This is a genomic window from Paraburkholderia flava (assembly GCF_004359985.1).
GTDB lineage: Bacteria > Pseudomonadota > Gammaproteobacteria > Burkholderiales > Burkholderiaceae > Paraburkholderia > Paraburkholderia flava.
Genome location: NZ_SMRO01000002.1, coordinates 505,020 through 522,539, shown reverse-complemented (window position 1 = coordinate 522,539; position 17,520 = coordinate 505,020). Strand labels below are relative to the sequence as shown.

14 protein-coding genes and 1 pseudogene are annotated in these 17,520 nt (G+C 56.2%); 8 read left to right on the top strand and 7 right to left on the bottom strand.

All coding sequences use genetic code 11. The features are described 5' to 3' along the window. Positions 1-196 precede the first annotated feature (196 nt). The 5 genes from E1748_RS13685 to E1748_RS13665 all read left to right on the top strand — a co-directional run bounded on the left by E1748_RS13685 (position 197) and on the right by E1748_RS13665 (position 6,783). Positions 197-1,402 carry a tyrosine-type recombinase/integrase gene (locus E1748_RS13685; RefSeq protein WP_133647767.1) on the top strand — a complete coding sequence of 402 codons (1,206 nt, stop codon included), beginning with the start codon at positions 197-199 and terminating at the stop codon, positions 1,400-1,402. Between the two features lie 363 nt (positions 1,403-1,765). After that, positions 1,766-2,143, top strand: a complete 378-nt coding sequence (locus E1748_RS13680; protein ID WP_133647766.1) for a helix-turn-helix transcriptional regulator — start codon at positions 1,766-1,768, stop codon at positions 2,141-2,143. Further along, entirely contained in the window at positions 2,136-3,758 is a 1,623-nt protein-coding gene (locus E1748_RS13675; protein WP_133647765.1) for a hypothetical protein, read from the top strand. Before E1748_RS13680 ends, E1748_RS13675 begins: the two co-directional genes overlap by 8 nt. Before the next feature lie 113 nt (positions 3,759-3,871). Further along, positions 3,872-4,741 carry a hypothetical protein gene (locus E1748_RS13670; protein ID WP_133647764.1) on the top strand — a complete coding sequence of 290 codons (870 nt, stop codon included), beginning with the start codon at positions 3,872-3,874 and terminating at the stop codon, positions 4,739-4,741. A 248-nt stretch (positions 4,742-4,989) separates the two neighbouring features. Continuing rightward, positions 4,990-6,783 carry an ATP-dependent helicase gene (locus E1748_RS13665; RefSeq protein WP_133647763.1) on the top strand — a complete coding sequence of 598 codons (1,794 nt, stop codon included), beginning with the start codon at positions 4,990-4,992 and terminating at the stop codon, positions 6,781-6,783. Positions 6,784-6,852: 69 nt separating this feature from the next. On the opposite strand, the gene E1748_RS13660 is transcribed toward E1748_RS13665, so the two are convergent. Further along, a complete protein-coding gene (locus tag E1748_RS13660) occupies positions 6,853-7,716 on the bottom strand; it encodes a hypothetical protein (protein WP_240766613.1) in 864 nt (287 codons plus the stop codon). A gap of 474 nt (positions 7,717-8,190) precedes the next feature. Between E1748_RS13660 and E1748_RS13655 the strand changes: the two genes are divergently transcribed. After that, complete coding sequence (locus E1748_RS13655) at positions 8,191-11,832, top strand: SIR2 family NAD-dependent protein deacylase (RefSeq protein WP_133647762.1); 3,642 nt, start codon at positions 8,191-8,193, stop codon at positions 11,830-11,832. Positions 11,833-12,254: 422 nt separating this feature from the next. Here E1748_RS13655 and E1748_RS31630 read toward each other — a convergent pair whose 3' ends face one another. The 3 genes from E1748_RS31630 to E1748_RS13640 form a co-directional block, all read right to left on the bottom strand. Further along, positions 12,255-12,488 (bottom strand): hypothetical protein, encoded by a 234-nt coding sequence (locus E1748_RS31630; RefSeq protein WP_205965246.1) that lies wholly within the window; start codon positions 12,486-12,488, stop codon positions 12,255-12,257. Beyond that, a complete protein-coding gene (locus E1748_RS13645; RefSeq protein ID WP_133647761.1) occupies positions 12,485-13,993 on the bottom strand; it encodes a tetratricopeptide repeat protein in 1,509 nt (502 codons plus the stop codon). Before E1748_RS13645 ends, E1748_RS31630 begins: the two co-directional genes overlap by 4 nt. Positions 13,994-14,142: 149 nt before the next feature. Then, positions 14,143-14,334, bottom strand: coding sequence for a hypothetical protein (locus E1748_RS13640; protein WP_133647760.1), 192 nt, complete (start codon positions 14,332-14,334; stop codon positions 14,143-14,145). 134 nt (positions 14,335-14,468) lie between these two features. On the opposite strand from E1748_RS13640, the gene E1748_RS13635 reads away from it, so the two are divergent. Then, the gene (locus E1748_RS13635; protein WP_133647759.1) at positions 14,469-14,936 is read left to right on the top strand and encodes a hypothetical protein; all 468 of its coding nucleotides are present in this window, start codon (positions 14,469-14,471) and stop codon (positions 14,934-14,936) included. On the opposite strand, the gene gcvA is transcribed toward E1748_RS13635, so the two are convergent. After that, positions 14,898-15,803 (bottom strand): transcriptional regulator GcvA, encoded by a 906-nt coding sequence (gene gcvA, locus E1748_RS13630; protein WP_133647758.1) that lies wholly within the window; start codon positions 15,801-15,803, stop codon positions 14,898-14,900. The two genes, E1748_RS13635 and gcvA, sit on opposite strands and share 39 nt — an antisense overlap. Positions 15,804-15,933: 130 nt before the next feature. Here gcvA and E1748_RS13625 point away from each other — a divergent pair, with 130 nt between their 5' ends. Further along, complete coding sequence (locus E1748_RS13625) at positions 15,934-16,875, top strand: DMT family transporter (RefSeq protein ID WP_133647757.1); 942 nt, start codon at positions 15,934-15,936, stop codon at positions 16,873-16,875. A gap of 9 nt (positions 16,876-16,884) precedes the next feature. On the opposite strand, the pseudogene E1748_RS13620 reads toward E1748_RS13625, so the two are convergent. Both E1748_RS13620 and E1748_RS32085 read right to left on the bottom strand, forming a co-directional pair. Further along, a pseudogene (locus tag E1748_RS13620) lies at positions 16,885-17,160 on the bottom strand (transposase domain-containing protein); the annotation flags it as partial. Beyond that, a complete protein-coding gene (locus E1748_RS32085) occupies positions 17,129-17,245 on the bottom strand; it encodes a hypothetical protein (protein WP_420819323.1) in 117 nt (38 codons plus the stop codon). The gene E1748_RS32085 and the pseudogene E1748_RS13620, both read right to left, overlap by 32 nt. Positions 17,246-17,520 lie beyond the last annotated feature (275 nt).

Sequence of the window (17,520 nt, the reverse complement as noted above, 5' to 3'; positions counted from 1 at the left end):
AGAATCACGGGGTTTTTGAAATTCTGGCGGAAAGGGTGTCCGTCATCATAGCGTTTGCCTAAATCCAATAAAATGCTATAGCAACCATGCTGGCATTGGGTTCCGTGAGGATAGATGGTCAAGAAGCGTCGACTGAGTTCGGCTCAATTCAGCTATAATCGGGCATCTATTTGATAGTCGATTTGATAGTCATTCGATGCCGCGAACGCTAAACAAACTCAACCAACTGAAAATCACGAAGACAACGAAACCGGGGCTCTATGCCGATGGCGGCGGGCTCTATCTTCAGATCACCGCCGCCGGAGTCAAGTCATGGCTTTTTCGCTACATGAGGGCGGGCAAAGCTCGCGGCATGGGTCTCGGCCCTCTACACACGATCGGTCTGGCCGAAGCCCGGGTACGCGCACTTGACTGTCGCCGCCTTCTGCTCGACGGCGCTGATCCGATCGACTCGCGCGACGCCAAGCGTTTAGCCGACGGGGTCGCGGGAGCGAACGAGATGACGTTCATGCAATGTGCCGACAAGTACATCGCAGCACATCGCGCCGCATGGAAAAACGAAAAGCATGCTGGCCAGTGGACCAACACATTGAAGACCTATGCCGACCCGGTCTTCGGCTCGCTGCCGGTTTCAGCCATTGATACGACGCTCGTGATGAAAGTACTGGAGCCGATTTGGACGACGAAGACCGAAACGGCATCCCGAGTGCGCGGCCGCATTGAATCCGTACTGGACTGGGCCACGGTGCGTGCCTTCCGTAGTGGCGAGAATCCTGCCCGGCTGAAAGGCCATCTCGATACGTTGCTGCCGAAACGTTCGCGCGTCCAGAAAGTGCAGCACCATCCAGCGCTGCCTTATGCTGACCTGCCCAGCTTTATCAAATCGCTGCGCACCGAAGAAGGTGCTGCAGCACGTGCGCTCGAACTGCTTATCCTCACTGCCACCCGAACGAACGAAGTCATCGGAGCAACGTGGTCAGAGTTCAATCTCGAAGAGGGTATCTGGGTCATCCCGGCCGAGCGCATGAAGATGCACAAGGAGCATCGCGTGCCACTGTCCCCTCGTGCGGTTTCGCTCATCAAGGCGCAGGAGGATGTAAAGCAAAGCGACTACATCTTCCCTGGTGCCCGGTACAAAAAGCCACTGTCCAACATGGCTATGCTCCAACTGCTTGAGCGCATGAAGCGCGACGACATTACCGTGCACGGCTTTCGTTCGACGTTTCGAGACTGGGCAGGCGAAACGACGCACTACCCCCGAGAAGTTTGCGAAGCCGCACTCGCTCACGGCATCAAGGACAAGGCAGAAGCTGCGTATGCGCGTGGCGACCTCTTCGCGAAGCGCGTTGACCTGATGAAGGAGTGGGCGGCATTCGCGACGAGCGAAGGACTCAAGATATGACAGCCCAACCGCACCATTTCGGAGGATGACGCGTTCAGCCGTCGGTGCAATACAACTGGACCGTTCCGGCGCATTGACAAAATCAAAAGTTTTAGGCATTGTGATTGATGCCTAAAACGAGTTCGGCGGCTTAGTGTCGAGTTCGCTCCATACCCCTCGTCCGTAACTAGCCCGGACGGCCGGATCGAATAGGCAGCGATTCGGAGCCCACAGCGGCATTCAGAAACTTTACGACCGAAATGACAGCATTCTGGTGGCTCGCTCAGAGCGCCGGGGTTGCGGTCTCGCCATTCGTGGCGTAGGTCCGTGAAGTTCGCCCGCGCCCTTTGTCGAGCCAGTTTTAACTTTGAACTGGCGAGACGTATGAACTTGAAGAAATCCGCCGAACTTGCAATGCAGTTGGCCGCAGCGCCGCCGCAGCAAGAGACGCAACCACACACGCTCCCGAACCGCGCTGCGCGACGCAGCAAGTCGTTCGGGCGTCAAACGTCCGACAACATCGCGACGCCTCTCCAACAGCCGCAGTTCCAGACGCGCGTCATGACTGGCGCAAGCGTCCCCGACCGCATTCTCCGGCTGCCGGAGGTCCTTGCGATGGTTGGCATCGGACGAACTCTGCTTTTGACGATGGTCCGCGAGGGAGAATTCCCAGCGCCGCTTCGCATCACCGCACGAATCCGCGGGTGGCGCCTTTCCGCCATTCAGCAGTTCCTGGATTCGCTGGAGGCACACGATGGCTGATCAGTTCAATATCGAATCGATCGACGCTGAACCGATAACTCCCCTCCCGGAGTCGGTCAGCGAATTGACTCCAGGGGATGACCGTGGTGTTGCAAAACCTGAGGGCGACAGTACAGATCAGCACTCGTCACTCTCAAAGGTTCAAATCGTCGCGACCGCGTACAAGCCGAACGGCCGCGACCCGCATTTCGTCGTCGAATTCGAAGACGGGGCGGGCCGTCGTGTTCGCCGCCTAGTGCCGGTGTATGCGTGCACATCGATCAAACACACACGCGTCGCACTGATCAAGGCGGGCGTCCCGGCCTCTGCTGTTTCCGACGACTCGACGGTGGCCGCTTTTGTCAAGGAAACACCGTCCGCTAGCGGCCTGTACGGCGCACCACATGGCTGGTTCCACGGCTGCGACACCGGCACGGCTTACCGCCATCGCGACACTGTCCTTTCGTGTTCGGGACCGATCGCCGTTTACGCTGACGGCCCGATCCCCGCACCGCTGGAGGGCGGTGACATCGGCAAGCTGATCGAAGCACTGGCGGTGGACCGCTCGCCGGGCACTGCCATTCTGATGGCGGCCCATCTCGCGAGCCCCTTGGTGCATCTGCTCGGCTGCAATCGCATGGTGATCGTTGCCTCCGGAGCGTCGCCCCAGGAAGTCGAACGCCTCATCACGCTTGCCGAATCCGCGTTCGGTACCATGCCCACCGCTCCGTACGCGCCTGGCAAGGACACCGAAGGCGTGCTCGTCGAGTTCACGAAAGTGAACTCGCGCAGTGAAGCATTCGCGCACGCGCGGGTGGTGCTCGAAGCCCGGACGATCGGTAACCGTCGCGGCAGCAGGACCGGTCGCACGAGCGCGCCCGTCAAACTGATCCTCGCAACGGAGGCCGACTTGCCCGGCAATCTCGCATCGCCCGTGCCGCCGCCCGGGTGCATCGAGATTCACCTCGGCGCACACGGTCCGAATGGTCAGAATGAAACCACTCAGACGTCCTCGAACACGACCGCGCGTTTCCATGCGAGCGCAGCGGAGGCGTACATCGAAGCCGTGCTTCGCAATCAAGACGCAATCATCCGCAACGCCGAAACGAGGCTCCCGAAATTTTTTGAGCGCTACCAGGGCATCACGGAGGTCCCGCCAAACGCTGACGCGGCGTCCGCCGTCGCTCAGTCGTTCTCTCTTTTGCGCTTTGCACTCACGTGCGGACGCGAGTTGAAGATCACTCCCTGGACCAGCGATGCAGCCCACGCGATCATGGACGCGTGCGTGTCGCACTGGACCGATCATCGTAAACAGCGCGAGATCGCGTTCGAAGGCCACGTCGTCGAAGCGGTAAAGATGTTAGCTAGCCCGGACGCTCCGAATCAGTTGACGAAATCCGATGGCCGTGGGGTGCGCTTCGAAACCATCTGTGGTCGCGAACTGCTGTTGATCGCCCCTGCGATCTTCGACTCGACCGTTGTCTGCAATCACGACAAGGCACTCGTACTCGAGGCGCTTCATAAACGCAAACTGCTTGTGACGAATCACCACGGCTGGCAATACCTGGTGCGCATTGATGACGGTAGCCGGACGCGTTTCTACGCCGTTGACACTGCGATTCTGCGCGGTCTGTAGGCACCTGCGCGAGCGATCACAGATTGTTCGTGCTTCCGACTCGCACCTATCGGTACCGCATCGGCGACGTGCTACGAACACATCGCCGATGCGGCCCAGTCATGTAACGAAAAATGAACAAATCGAAACCGCACACCAAGAGACCGGTCGACATTCGTCGCACGCTCGATGCTATCGAGCGCACCGTCATGGGATTCGACCGCCTCACTATCTGGACCGATCATCCTGCTCCGGACATTCCGGTGGATGCGATTCAGCAGCACTGCCGCAAGCTTGAGGTAAAGGACGACTATTCGCTCGCATTTCACCCCGTCTGGCAAACGGAAATCAAGATTTTTCAACCCAGTCGCCAGGCACTGATCGAACTGCAGCGCGCACTCGGCCCGCGTCGTCGCACTACCGTCCGTTACGCTGAAGTCGCACTGGACTGGCTGGCAAATCACCGCTCGGCAGCGCAAGTCATCTACGACTTCGTACTCGAACGCTTGCACGTGCCGTATATGCGGCAACCCGTGGTGTTTGAGGAAGGCACCGCATACTTCGCCCGCCGCTCTTCAGTCGACGGCTCGAAGAACGGAACCATTGTCGCCATGTACGCGGATCGGGTCAGCGACCTGTGGCCTGCGCATCAACTTCCCCTGCCGTGCTGCCACCTCGAGTACCGGTTGCAGGGTGCCGAGACGCTGGCGCAATACGGTCTGCTCAGTCTGCCTGACTGCATCGGCTTCGACCATCAGGCATTCTGGCGCGAGCATCTTCGACTGTTCCGTTTGCCGAAGAAACTCGACCTCGGATACCGGCTTGCGCCGGAGAACACGGACGTCTCGAAGGAGGCGTTAAGAAAGCGTGCCAATCGCATTCTGGACCATTACCGTCACGGCGACGCGATCGTGCTGCAGAACCTCTGGCGCGAAAATCCTGTCATCGACGACCTCATCACTCGTATCGATAATTCGCCGTTCATCAACGACGTGACGTTGTGACAACGAGACAGGACAAGACAGCGCAACCAATGATATATCCCCCGAATGTTTCCCTCCTTTATCAAAATTTCCAGGCTACTCACCAACTAATTTTCATCGACACGTATAGCGTATTTCCGCATTTATTTGCTGCTTTCAAGCCCGATTCCTGATCGGAAAATAAACAACCCATTCCGACAAGCAGCCTCGAAATGCATGTCACGCTGTCACGTGTCACAAACACCAACGGATAATCAACTGCAAAAGATATGTCGCACAGCGCTGAGCAATTAAAGATCATCAATACGACGGAAGAGCGCGTTGTCGTCGTCGCCTGTGCCGGTAGCGGCAAGACGCGGACACTCGACGCGCGGGTTCGTCGTCAGCTCGATCTCGGTGTGCTCCCCGAACACATTCTCGTTCTCAGCTTTTCGGAACGGGCTGTCACCGTGCTGAAGAAACGCCTTCCCGCTGACGTCACGGCGAAGACCTTTCACGCCTTCGGTTTGGCGCTCGTACGCAGCGCGGCATCGCGATTGCCGGTGCTACTTACGCCGAAGCGGAGCGCCGACCTGCTGAGAGAATCGATAAAGCGGTGCCCGAAGGCTCGTCGTTTTGTGAAGCAGAAGACCGGTATTGACCTCTCGTCGCCGTACGAAGCAGTGCGTCTTGCTGAATTCATCCAGTGGTGCAACGGCAGCGATGAGCTGGCTGCTCGCCTAGTTCGCGATGAGGACTCGGGGTTCTCGGGCTATGCGACTGTGCTGGCGGAACTGCGCACGATTCGCCTTGCGTACGAAAGAACCGTCGAGCGTAACGGCGGCATCGACTATCCCGCAATGCTGCGACGGGCGCATACCGCTCTCGAAACTGCCTCGCTGCCGTATCTGCATGTGCTCGTCGATGAAGGACAGGATATGAGCGTCGAGCAGGCGTACCTTCTTGCTGCACTTGCTGAACGGATTCCCAATGTCATGGTGTTCGGCGACCCAAAGCAGGCCGTGTACGGATTCATCGGTGGGAAACTGGAAGATTTCCGCAGAGTGATCAGTGACGCCGTGACAATGGGACTGACCCGCTCGTTCCGGCTCACACACGAAACCGCAGCGCTCGCCAACGCAGTTCTAAGTAAAGGTGGGGGTCGCGTATTCGGTAGCCGTCGCGGTGTCACACCGTCACTAGTACATTGCTCCTCTGCGATCGCGCAGGAAGATGCAATTGTCGATCTCGTTGGTGATCTCGTCGCTCAAGGAACCCAGCCCGATCGCATCGCGATTCTCGGTCGCACTAAAGCGCAGCTCCGTCTTGTCGAACAGGCTCTGCTCGCAGCCGGTTATGAGACGGATTCAGGGTTCAGCCTGCGACAGTACATGCACGTGTTCAAGGTTCTCGACATGCTGTCGCTGCTGCAGAAATGCGTTGCCACTGCAAAAGCCGGGAAGAAGCCGCAGCGCGGCTGGCGGACTCACCATCTCTGCCGGATTGTTGGTGCCCTGCCGAAGCGCTCTGTGATTCTCGACTGTTTGCGTCGGCTCGTGAAAGCGGCACGCATCCCGTCACGCGAGGGCCGCTACATGACGGCCGTGCGCATCTATCTGCGTCTAGTGGGGTCCGTCGGCAATCCTCCGGCAAATCTTGCTGCGGAACTCAACCGCTGGCAGGCAATCAGCAGACAGTTTCGGACCGTGCAGGATTTTCGCGAACACGTCACGACGCTCTCACAGCAGGCAAAGATTGTCACGTCGACCATCCACGGCGCGAAAGGTGACGAGTGGGATCACGTTGTGCTACTCGGTGTGACAGACGGGTCCATCCCCTTCTATCGAGAGATACGGCGCGGCGACATTGCGGAAGAGCAACGACTGTTCTACGTCGCTGTCACCCGTGCACGTGATCAGGTCCATCTGTTTAACGCGCCATTCCACCACGCACCATCCAGACAGCGGTTCGATGAGCCATCACGGTTTCTGACCAAAAGCGTGCTCGAAGCGCTGATCGCGGCACCACACAGCGATCCTATTGAAAGAGCCGACTCGCATGGCAAACCGCTTCGACAGGTCTGAGTAGATGTCGAGTGCGGTCACTTCTTTGGTACCGCTATCGGCGCACGTTTGCATAAAGGTGAGTGAATATCAGACAGTCGGGTGAGTCCACTGATAGACCTGCCCCGTGGCAAGAGATGTCCCCAATGCGAACAGGATGAGCACAAACACTACGCTACCCGTTCCACTAAATCGCTCGGTTTGAAGTGCCAAGGCGGCCCACAGACCGCGACTGCTTTCACGAGCATTCGATAGTGATATGTAGTACACAAACCGGAGAAGAGCCATCACCCCACAGACGATAATGCATATGAACGCGACCATGTCGAACATGAGCCATTGCGTGTAATCGTTTCCTAACGATTTGAAGAACTTGAAGGCAGCACTGAGAACGACGCCGATATTCATCGGCTCATTTGCGATAAGACTTTGAGCATAAGCAATCACATCAGAACTGATCTCATTCCGTGCCCTTACGGTGAGCCAGAAGCATCCGAGGGAAATGGCTGCCGGAAAAATAGCGTGTAGCCACCATTCCGATGTATTAAACCGTCCGGTCAACAACGCCAGAACGGCTGCCGTAATGCAACACATCGCAACGGTAGTGTTGAAGAAATACAAACTACCCGCGATCTGTGGGAGGTACAAGGCAAAAAGGAACAGCGCGACCACCATTATCAGACCGACGATGACAATTGGCGCCGCCCCGTCATCTCCTGACGACCGGTCGTAGTGGTGATGGTGGTGGTGATGAACGTCTCTGGTTCCGGAGCGACTCTGACGCTTCTCTTTGATATCCTGCCTAACATCGTCAGGCGATCTATTCGCTTCATCCGGTCCGGGCGGTTTCCCCAGGGCATTGAAAATTACTCCAAATATGACCCCAAGTGCAGGACCGGCCACATACGCCTCAAAGTGCGAGTTACCCAAGGTGTCTAGCAACTGCTCCCACATTCGCATACCCCTTTGTCGTTTAGGCAAATTATCAAATCAATCCGCCAACTCAAACCTTGGATATCGACAATTCCCTCAAAAAATTGAGGCATGAACGCCGTTTACCGCCAACTTTACGCAAAATGCATCAAATACTCTGCGAAGGATATTCGTGTAGCCTTGCGCCTCCCGATTATTGAAAGATCGTGTTTGCCCCGTATGACGTGTGAGATAAGTGCCCGTTATCTCACGTCGAACAACGGGACGTAGCGCATGAACCCGCCGATACGGTGACCCTCGGCAGACAGCTGTGCCATACGGCAAGCAATTCGCCTCGACACCGGTTTATGTAATCGAAATCGTGCGAAAACGGACATTGCGCTTGACGCAGGAAGAGCACGTGTTCCCGTGTCCGGGAGGGCAATAGCGCAGGCGTTGCCATCACGTATACTTGGTCATACCAAGGTGCGATCAATCAAAAAAATCGGGGCGACCATGACTGACGATCCTGCACAACTGCCGGACTATCCGGCTCTACAACAATTTGCCCGCGCACTATGGCGCAATGGCTCCATTCGAGGTGCCGCGGTTCTGGTAGGCGCCGGTTTTACCAAGAATGCGATCCGTCCCGGCGTAGATACGCCCGCACCGCCGCTTTGGTCCGATCTCGCCAGCGATCTCGTCAAACAGCTCTACCCTGGTGCGACACACCAGGCACCTCAAAATCCATTGAGAATCGCTGAGGAATATCGGACATATCTCGGACAAGCGACAATGGATGACTTTATCCGTACACGCTTCCCAGATCGAGCATGGTTACCTGGTCATTTACACACTGACCTTCTGGAATTCCCGTGGTCTGACATTCTAACTACCAACTGGGATACTCTTCTTGAGCGCGCATTGGAGGATTCGGTAGATGCAACATACGATGTTGTCCGTACAGAAGCGGACCTTCCGCGCGCGCGACCTCCACGCATCGTGAAATTGCATGGCTCGATCGGAGATGTCGGGCCACTGATATTCGCGGAAGAAGACTATCGGACGTACCCGGTCAAACATGCGGCTTTCGTCAATCTCGCACGGCAGATATTTATCGAGAATGAGCTCTGCCTCCTTGGGTTTTCAGGTGATGATCCGAATTTTCTGCAATGGGCTGGCTGGGTTCGTGACCAGTTGGGCGGGAATGCTCGTCGTATCTATCTTGTCGGGGTGCTTGACCTGTCTCCACCGAGACGAAAATTCTTAGAGTCCCACAATATCGCACCGATCGACTTTGCGCCGATCGTCAGCATGATTCCCACAGGCGAAAGGCACGCGACCGCGACGCGTCTTTTCTTTGATGCGCTGAAGGCGGCAAAGCCCGACCCGCTACACGAATGGCCACTGACACCGTCCAACCTCTATCCACTTCAAAGCTCAGGACCTGACGCGCATCAGCGTGCTTTTAAGGACGACGCTTTCGCTGCAGAATTGCTTGATAGAACAACGTCGATACTGAAAATCGACCGGGAACGATATCCCGGATGGCTCGTCTGTCCAAGGAGTTTACGCCGTAGCCTTCAATTTGATGGCAATGAGGCTTGGCTATTGCGTCCAGCAGTGCTTTCACGTCTCAACTACTCACGACGTGCAGAGATTCTTTACGAACTTCTATGGCGTCGTGCAACCGGCTTCCACCCACTGCCGAAACAACTGACGGATGCCGTCACAGAGCTCCTCGAATCGGCCGCGACCGAGATCGAACCAGATCACTCGGCGTATTTTGCAGTTGCGCTGATGCGTGACGCAAGACTGTCTAACGACGACGACGCTCTGAATAGGTGGGGGAAATTCCTTGAGACAGAAATCTCGACCGATGACTCCATCAAAATGGAAGCTCAATATCAGAGACTGTTGCGTGCCAGAGATCGGCTAGACCTTCATGCGCTATCAAGAGACCTGGCTGCACTTGACTCAGCCGACCCAATCTGGCAAATACGCCGCGCTGCGTTGCATACCGAAATTGGACACTATGTTGAAGCCACGAAGTTGATCAGGGAAGCAGCACTCTCTCTGGATAAACGACACAGGCTGGATCGTTCTTCTCTCTGGATTAAGGCGCGACTCGGATGGGCTGACTGGCTGAGCCGGGCGCTAGATGCTGCAAATTTCAAGCGACGATCAGACGCGACGCGTCCACGTGAATTCAAAGACCTCATGATCGATCCATCGAAAGAGATCGAGTACATTGAAAATCAGGCTCAGGAAATCGAATCAAAACAACGAAAAAGTGATATGGAAGTTGTTCCTCTATTCGATCCGGGACACTATCGTGACTCTTCGGGGGAGGACCTGGGTAACGCACTCACAGTACTTTACGAGCTTGACCAGTTGATAGAGATAGTAGGTCTTCCTGTTCGTATCAACCATGTCGGGATTTGCAATGAAGCGGTATTAAGCAGCGTCAGAATATCCCACCAGCAGACCGTCGATTGGTATATTTGGTTACTTCGTGCGCTACACAGTCATTTCGATGAATCCTTTGATCGGTATTTCGGGCGCGTCGCGATTGCGCAACTTTCACCAGAAGTGTGCGATTCGCTTATTTCAATCGTAAAGAAAGCAATTGCCTACTGGGTTGACCTCATTAAAACGTCGCAAAGTCCTGAACATCGGGACGACCTCATGCATGCTGGCGACCAACTAAGGCTCCATTTGACCGTTCTGTCGCGCCTGACAGTCCGAATGTCCGAAGATGAGGCGCAGCGTACATTTGAGTACGCGCTTGAACTCGCAAAGGACTCTCTAATCTGGCACCATTGGTTGCTCGAAGCGCTGGGCCAGCTTGCAAATTACGCGCTGGAGGCAATGTCCAAGGAACGACAAAGTAAGCTGGCACTAGCATCAATGTTGTTTCCACTCTCTGTAGAGAAGGGCGTCGAGAAACGCTTTTGGCCTTCGCTCGTCCAGACAACTTGGGGCACAGTGCCGCACAGGGCAAAAGATGATGGACGATGGCAGCATCGCGTCGGCCAGCTTATACAGGAAGCCTGGAAAGGAAAGGCGGCACGAGAAGAAGCAATTTTGCGGCTTACCTACCTTGCGACTCATCAAGCTCTAACGACCGAGGAGAAATCTGCCTTCGGAGATGCGTTGTGGTCCGACATGGATGAGCAGGAGGATGCACTTCCCATTGCAACCGGCTTGCTCATTAGCACCATCGCCCAACTGCCGTCTCCCAACGGGATTGACACGATATCCCGTGTCCGCACAAGATTATTCGGTGCGGACCTGCAAACCATTCTTGCTTTGCCGAAACCATTTGACTCACGTGCTCTTGCGGACAAGCAGTCCCATTTAATTTCATTGCTGCATGCCAGGCAAATCGATTTGACACTGGATGGAGATCAAGCGGCTCGCCTATTTGATCAACTGGTAGGTTGGATACCGATGAAAGCGGACGCGAACGATCTGTTTGGCTCGGCTATGACAAACGACTTCACTGAAAGGATGCAAAGTCATGCTGGCGATGTTTTAGAAAAAGTTGTTATGCCAGCGATGATCGACATCGATCGAACTGAGCAGCGCGCACGCGCACTCTTAGGTTTCGTATCCGGCACCAAGGCGTGGCACGGTCTCGCAGGTCTTCCCCACTTCCTCGTAACGGCTCACGGTATCGGCGACGAAGTTACCACGATGGTTCGAAGGGGATTGATTGGCACCTTGCATCAACGCGTCGGGAATGCAACTGCGACTCTCATGTGTTGGGCAACTCTTGCCAGAGATCAGGCATTACCGGTACTACCTAGAATTCTCATCGAGCAATTGACCTCAGCCATCGAGATGCGCCATCAACATGGACTGCATGCTCTTTTGAATACGGCGCGGCTTCTACTGAAAGATGGAGTTATCGAGAATGCGTATGCTGTTCGCCTGATGGCGGCGATTGCTGACCTTTTGATTGAGACACAGTATGCCGGCGTAGATATAACCAGTCGAAGGGCTGTGTCGATTTCGCTGGTCCGCGTGGCATGCGTGAAGCTGGCCATGGAATTGCGACTGCACGTTGACGATGACGGCACGCTACGTGAATGGATTGACGCTGCTAACTGTGATCCGTTACCGGAGGTGCGCTTCAGTTTGGCCCAGATTTGAACAGGGCAATTTCGAACCTTTACTTGTCAGCCGCCGCCCCCACGAGGCGAGTATTTCTCGCCTTTCAAATCGCGATCCTCGCACTTGAGATACCTTTTACTCAAGTACTCCGCTTTGGATTGCGAAGGTGTCGCCACGTATCTGGCGTCACCGGAAGTGCGAGCCCGAGTCGTGCGTCGTCCCGAGACAGCGTAGGCGTGGTCCTTGCGCGCCGTCGGCTGCGATTCCGAAATAATGATCCTCAACCCGAACGCGGCAGCCTCACCGCTGATGATAATCCCGATATTGCGAAGGGCGCGAGACAAAGCACAACAACCAGAAATCCGACCTGCGCCAGATAGAACGGAGCAGACCATTGATTGTGTGCGGCAACGTACCAGGTGTTGTGCAGAACATCTGCTCGCGATGATGAGCACCGTTAGTCACACGCCCGCTCGCGGCTTGAGAAATAGAAGTGCAGCAGCCAGTGGATTGAGAACTGTCAATGCGTCCCAGCAGACCTTGCTGAACAGCGAGATCGCGGTTCCATAACCATAATCCCAAAGCAAGCCGTGCTGCACGATAGCAGCAAGATGATTGAACGTCGCACCAGGCAGGCATAACGCGAAGAGCGTCCGGATAGCTATTGAGGTATCTCGCACCACGAGTACGTTCACTGTGGCGTGCGCCGGGTGGCTGTCCCGGCAGCAATGTTTCTCAGTTCGTGTGCTGCAAGAGTGCGTTCAATGAATCCAAATGGGCAAATCGCAAGGGCTCGCCGAAACTTGTCTTCTGCGTTACCCAGCCGATTCTGCGAAAGATATCGCTCTCCAATATACGCAGCAGCCTCGCACTCTCTCTGCGGCAACTTTTCCGGCGCCCCATGCAGCGCAGCGTCTTCCAACTGCTTCTCGCCCAGATTACCGATCGAGTACTCCATCAACGGGTACGGCCACTCGGAACGATTTTTCAGGTTAACCATTGCTTTGACCATGTAATCCCGATCGTCAATTCCCTGGCGCTGCATCGAAATATGACGCCACAAAAGCGTGTACGCGACATTTGTCTCGGAATCCGTCTTTCCCTTGGTCGACAACCATATATCGGCATCTTCGACTGCCGCCGCGTAGTCACCCTGATAAAACCTGAGTTGCATTCGCTGGTGAACAACGCGCGCAGACGTTGGCTGGAGCTTCCCCGCGATCTCGTAGTCTTTCTGCGCATCTTCGTCGCGCCCCATATCCATCATGAGGTTCGCGTGGTCAAGGTACAAACTCTCATCGTTCTGTGGTGTACGAAAGATCACATCGAACTCGTTCATGGATGCCTGGTACTGGCCCATGTCCTCCAGCATCACAGCAAGGGAATCACGGGCACTCGTATCATTGGGGTTCAGCCGTAAAGCGGTCTCATAATCGAGAAGCGCCTTGCCCATGCCGATCTGGTTCTTTTCCATATCTCCACGCATGGCGTATACATCACCTCTATCTGGCGTCAGGCCGATTGCGGTATTGATGCACCGCAAAGCATCGCTTTTTCGATGAACCAGGTCGTATCCGAGTGCAGCCACCTTGAACCATTCAGCGCCGGTCACGTTGTTCTTGACGGCCAGTAGTTGCCCGGCCCTCTCAAAGTCGTTCGCGGCCTGCCCCTGCTTATGCATGTCGTGAAATATGAGCCCTCGACTTATATAAGCATCCGATGAACGTGGATCAATTGCCAATGCTTCACTGTAGTCGTCAAGCGCGAGATCAGATTTGTCCAGTTTGCTATAAAGAGCTGCGCGCGCGAGAAGAGCACCGAGAAAACGGGAATCCTTTGAAAGCGCTCGAGTAAAGTCGTCGATCGCTGCGTCACTCCGCCCGAGTGCAACGCGAACCTCTCCCCGGAGCGTCAAGGCTACGGGAGCCGGATCGATTTTGACCGCTTCATCCAGGTAACCAAGCGCGTCGCTGTAGCGATTTTGCTGAAGCGCCTGATAGCCGAGTTGAATATTTCTGGTTGCATTCAACGATGCGCCCGAAATTCTGGGTATCTGCGTCTCTGTCGTCCCATGGACCGATGCCACTGCCCCGACGTCGGGGACGATGATCGCGCCAGCGTCGTCATGGACGCACAGGATGCCGAGAACGAGAAGAAAACGGTAGCTATAGTGCATATGCCAAAGGTGAAAATCTGTCACGGCTCGTGCGATCGCCCCCAAGGTTCATGCGGATCAGGCACATATCGTTCTTCCTCATCGTGCCATTTCCTTGAAAGCCCAGACACGTAGCCCCTCTAAAATGGAAGATAATCTTATGCCTTGCCGTAGCTACTAGGCAGTAGACGCAGCTACAACAAGCGAAGATTGCGGATTTTCGCGATCTGTGGCGAACGCTGCTGGATCAGGTCCACGATGAATTCCGGCAGCAGCGCGCGAGGAACATTAGCGGGCACGTCTGTAACCAGTTGCGATGGCACGTGAACGATGAATTCGTTCGGCGCATTCTGCAAACTGTGTTCGTAGCTAACGCGGTAGTCCATGTTGGCCTGTTTCCATTTTATGATCGAAAGTGTGGCGAGAGTTTAATCTGTCGGCATGTGCGCAGGTAAAATCGCCATCGCCGCCTTGCTACGCTGACAAACAACATGGGAAGACCCTCTTCGGATACTTCTGGATGAAGCCGACTCGAACGAAGAAAAAGTCTCCACGAAATAGCTCTCGTGCCGTGTTGACGAAAGACAAGCTCCTGCCACCAACCGCCGATTCAGTACGCGAGGTTTCCCTGCGCAATCACCTTGCGCTTGCTGCATGCCGTAGCAGTGCCGGAAATACGGCGCTTGTCGGTGAGCTGTTTATCGTAGCGAGCCTTAGCTGGTTCCTGCGTGACGCAGGTTTCGGCAATGAAACGGATTCCTTCCATCACGACGTACAGGACGCGCTGGAACACTGCGTGTATCTCACATCAAGCGGCGAGGCATGGGCCATTGATGGTGACGACGAGGCTATTCTCGGCAGGCTACTGTGTTCCTATGATCGTAAGCGCTCGATTGAGCACACCGGTGCATTGCGGGCTATCGTCGGAACGCGTCACCGACACTGCCCTTCACGGGTTCCCGAGAAATGCTCGTACTTCATCGGCTAACCATTCACGCAGGGCGCACACCTTCGGATGATCGCGATTTCCGGCTCGATATACGAGATCGTAGCCTCGCTCCGCTTTGAGCCGGATGTCGGGGAATGGCGCGACGAGACGTCTAGCAGCAACGTCGTCCGATACCAATGCGCTGCGGCCGAGCGCTATCCCTTCCCCACGGATGGCTGCCTCGATCGCCATGCTGCCATGACTGTAGGCCGGTCCTCGGCCGCCCCGGACGGCATTGCCGGAGGCCAGTGCAAACCACTGCTCCCAGTTGGCCAGCATCCGGTCTTCGTGGAGCAACGTACAGGCGGCAACGCTGGCCACCGTGGGCAGTCCGCCTCTCTCGTCACGATACGCTGGACTGCACACAGGGGTAACGGTCTCTTCCAGAATCCGTTCTGCGACGGCGCGAGGATAGTGGCCGCTGCCATATCGGACGCCAGCATCGACCTGCCCATCGGTGAGATCGACATTGATGTCAGTCACGTCGAGGTGAATGTCGAGTTCCGGGTGGGCCGTCTTGAATCGATGCAGTCGGGGCGCTAGCCATTTGCTGGCAAAGGAGACACTCGTGCTGATGGTGAGGTGCGCCACGCTTTTTTGCGCTCGAAGGCGATCGGCTTCACGTGTGAGTTCGCCTAGCACGGTGGTGACCGTTACCAGCAGTTCCGCGCCTTCACTGGTCAGGACGATCTGGCGCGTCATGCGTCGAAACAGCAGCACCCCGAGATCGTCCTCCAGGGTCTTGATGTGTCGGCTCACCGCACCATGAGTAAGGTGCAATTCGTCAGCGGCCAGCGTCATGCTCGATAGACGTCCTGCGGCTTCGAAGGCGCGCAACGTTTGCAGGGGAGGCAGCCGGTCGAACATACGGGGAACCATGCGTGAGTATGACTCACGCATTATGTGACGATAAATGGTTTGTCGGCAAGCCGGGCGAGCCGCCATGATTCGGCATCAGCGCCACGATGGCGACTGTCCTCGTGGTCGCCTATAGCTCATGTCCAGCCAGAACTTCACCGATGCTCGTCCCGTTTCCGCCGGCGTTACCAACGTCATCGGCGTTTCCATGCGCAGCGTTGCCGCACTGCTGCTGCTCGCGGTTATGTGGGGGTTGTCGATACCGGTGACCAAGCTGGGACTTGAGACACTTCCACCGTTGACGCTCACCGCTTTGCGATTTGCCATCGCTGTGCCGTTGCTGCTGGCTTTTGCTGTGGGCCGACATCCGCTTCCATGGCGTGCGTTGCCACGCGTCGCTGCACTGGGGGTTCTGGGTATCGGCGTAGGTCAGGTTGCGCAGACTTACGGCGTGTCCGGCACATCTGCTTCCGTGGGCACGATCATCTCCGCCACCATTCCGGTGTTCATCGTGTTCTTCGCTGCGGTTCGTCTGGGGCAGCATGTATCGACTACACAGAAGCTCGGACTGGTAGCCGCATTTGCGGGCATTGCGCTGGTTGCGCTCGGACATGGGCATGGTGCGACACGAATGTCGCAAACCACTGCGGGCGGCGCCAGCTGCATCCTGCTTTCCGCGCTAGCTATCGCGTTTTATTACGTCTGGAGCGTCGAGCTCACCACTGCATACGGAACTGCAACTGTGGCGGCATGGAGTACGCTCTTCGGCTTCCTCGCGCTAATGCCATGGGCTGCCTGGGAGATGCTGCACGTTCCCATTCATTTGACCGCTCATGCCTTGGGAGCGGCGGCATACCTCGGCGTCGTCGTAACTGTCGCGGGTCTGTTTCTTTGGCTGAACCTTCTGCGTATCGTCCCGGCGAGGGTTGCTGCGAGCGTTCAATACTTGCAGCCGGTAGTCGGCATCGCCGCCGCGTCCGCCATGTTCGGAGACAGGCTCGGCCCGTGGTTCGTGGCCGGTGTCGTGCTGGTTCTTGGCGGTCTCGCGCTGACGATGAGCTCTCGCAACAGAGCCGGCTGAACAAGTCCGTCACGCGATGGCCGCGCGAGCAGATCGCTTCTCTACGTTGAATGGCAAGAGATCGGTGATGTCGGCGTCTGGCGGACGCTGTGGCAGTTCGGTGAGCACATGCAAGAGGTAAGTATAGGGCTCAACGTCACATGCCCGACAGGTGAGCATCAGACTATAGACCATTGCGCTTGCCTTTGTGCCGGCGACCGTGTCAGCGAACAACCACGAGGAGCGCGCCGTGCAGAATGGCCTGATGTCGCGCTCAATTACGTTGTTGTCCACTGCGGCGCGCCCAGTGCAGCTGCTCGGTCGTCAGTTCAATCACGGCCTGCTGCCGGTGCGGCCATACGAAGTGGTCCTGCTCAAGACTCCGCAACATCAACCAGAATCCGGCGCGCCCATAGAACAGCAGCTTGATCCGGTTGCGGACGCAATCGTGGCTCTTCTCAAGCGTGGACGCTAGGTGGGGAGGATTTGGCGCTTACCTATGATCAACAGTTCGCGACGGCACCGGTTTATGTAATGGATGGCGCGCGAAAACGGATGTTGCGCTTGACGCAAGAGGAACGAGTGTTCCCGTGGCCCGGCAAGGAACAGACGGAAGACCCCACTTCCGGCGAATAGCTATCGTCAGGTCAGGAAGCGCACTGACGT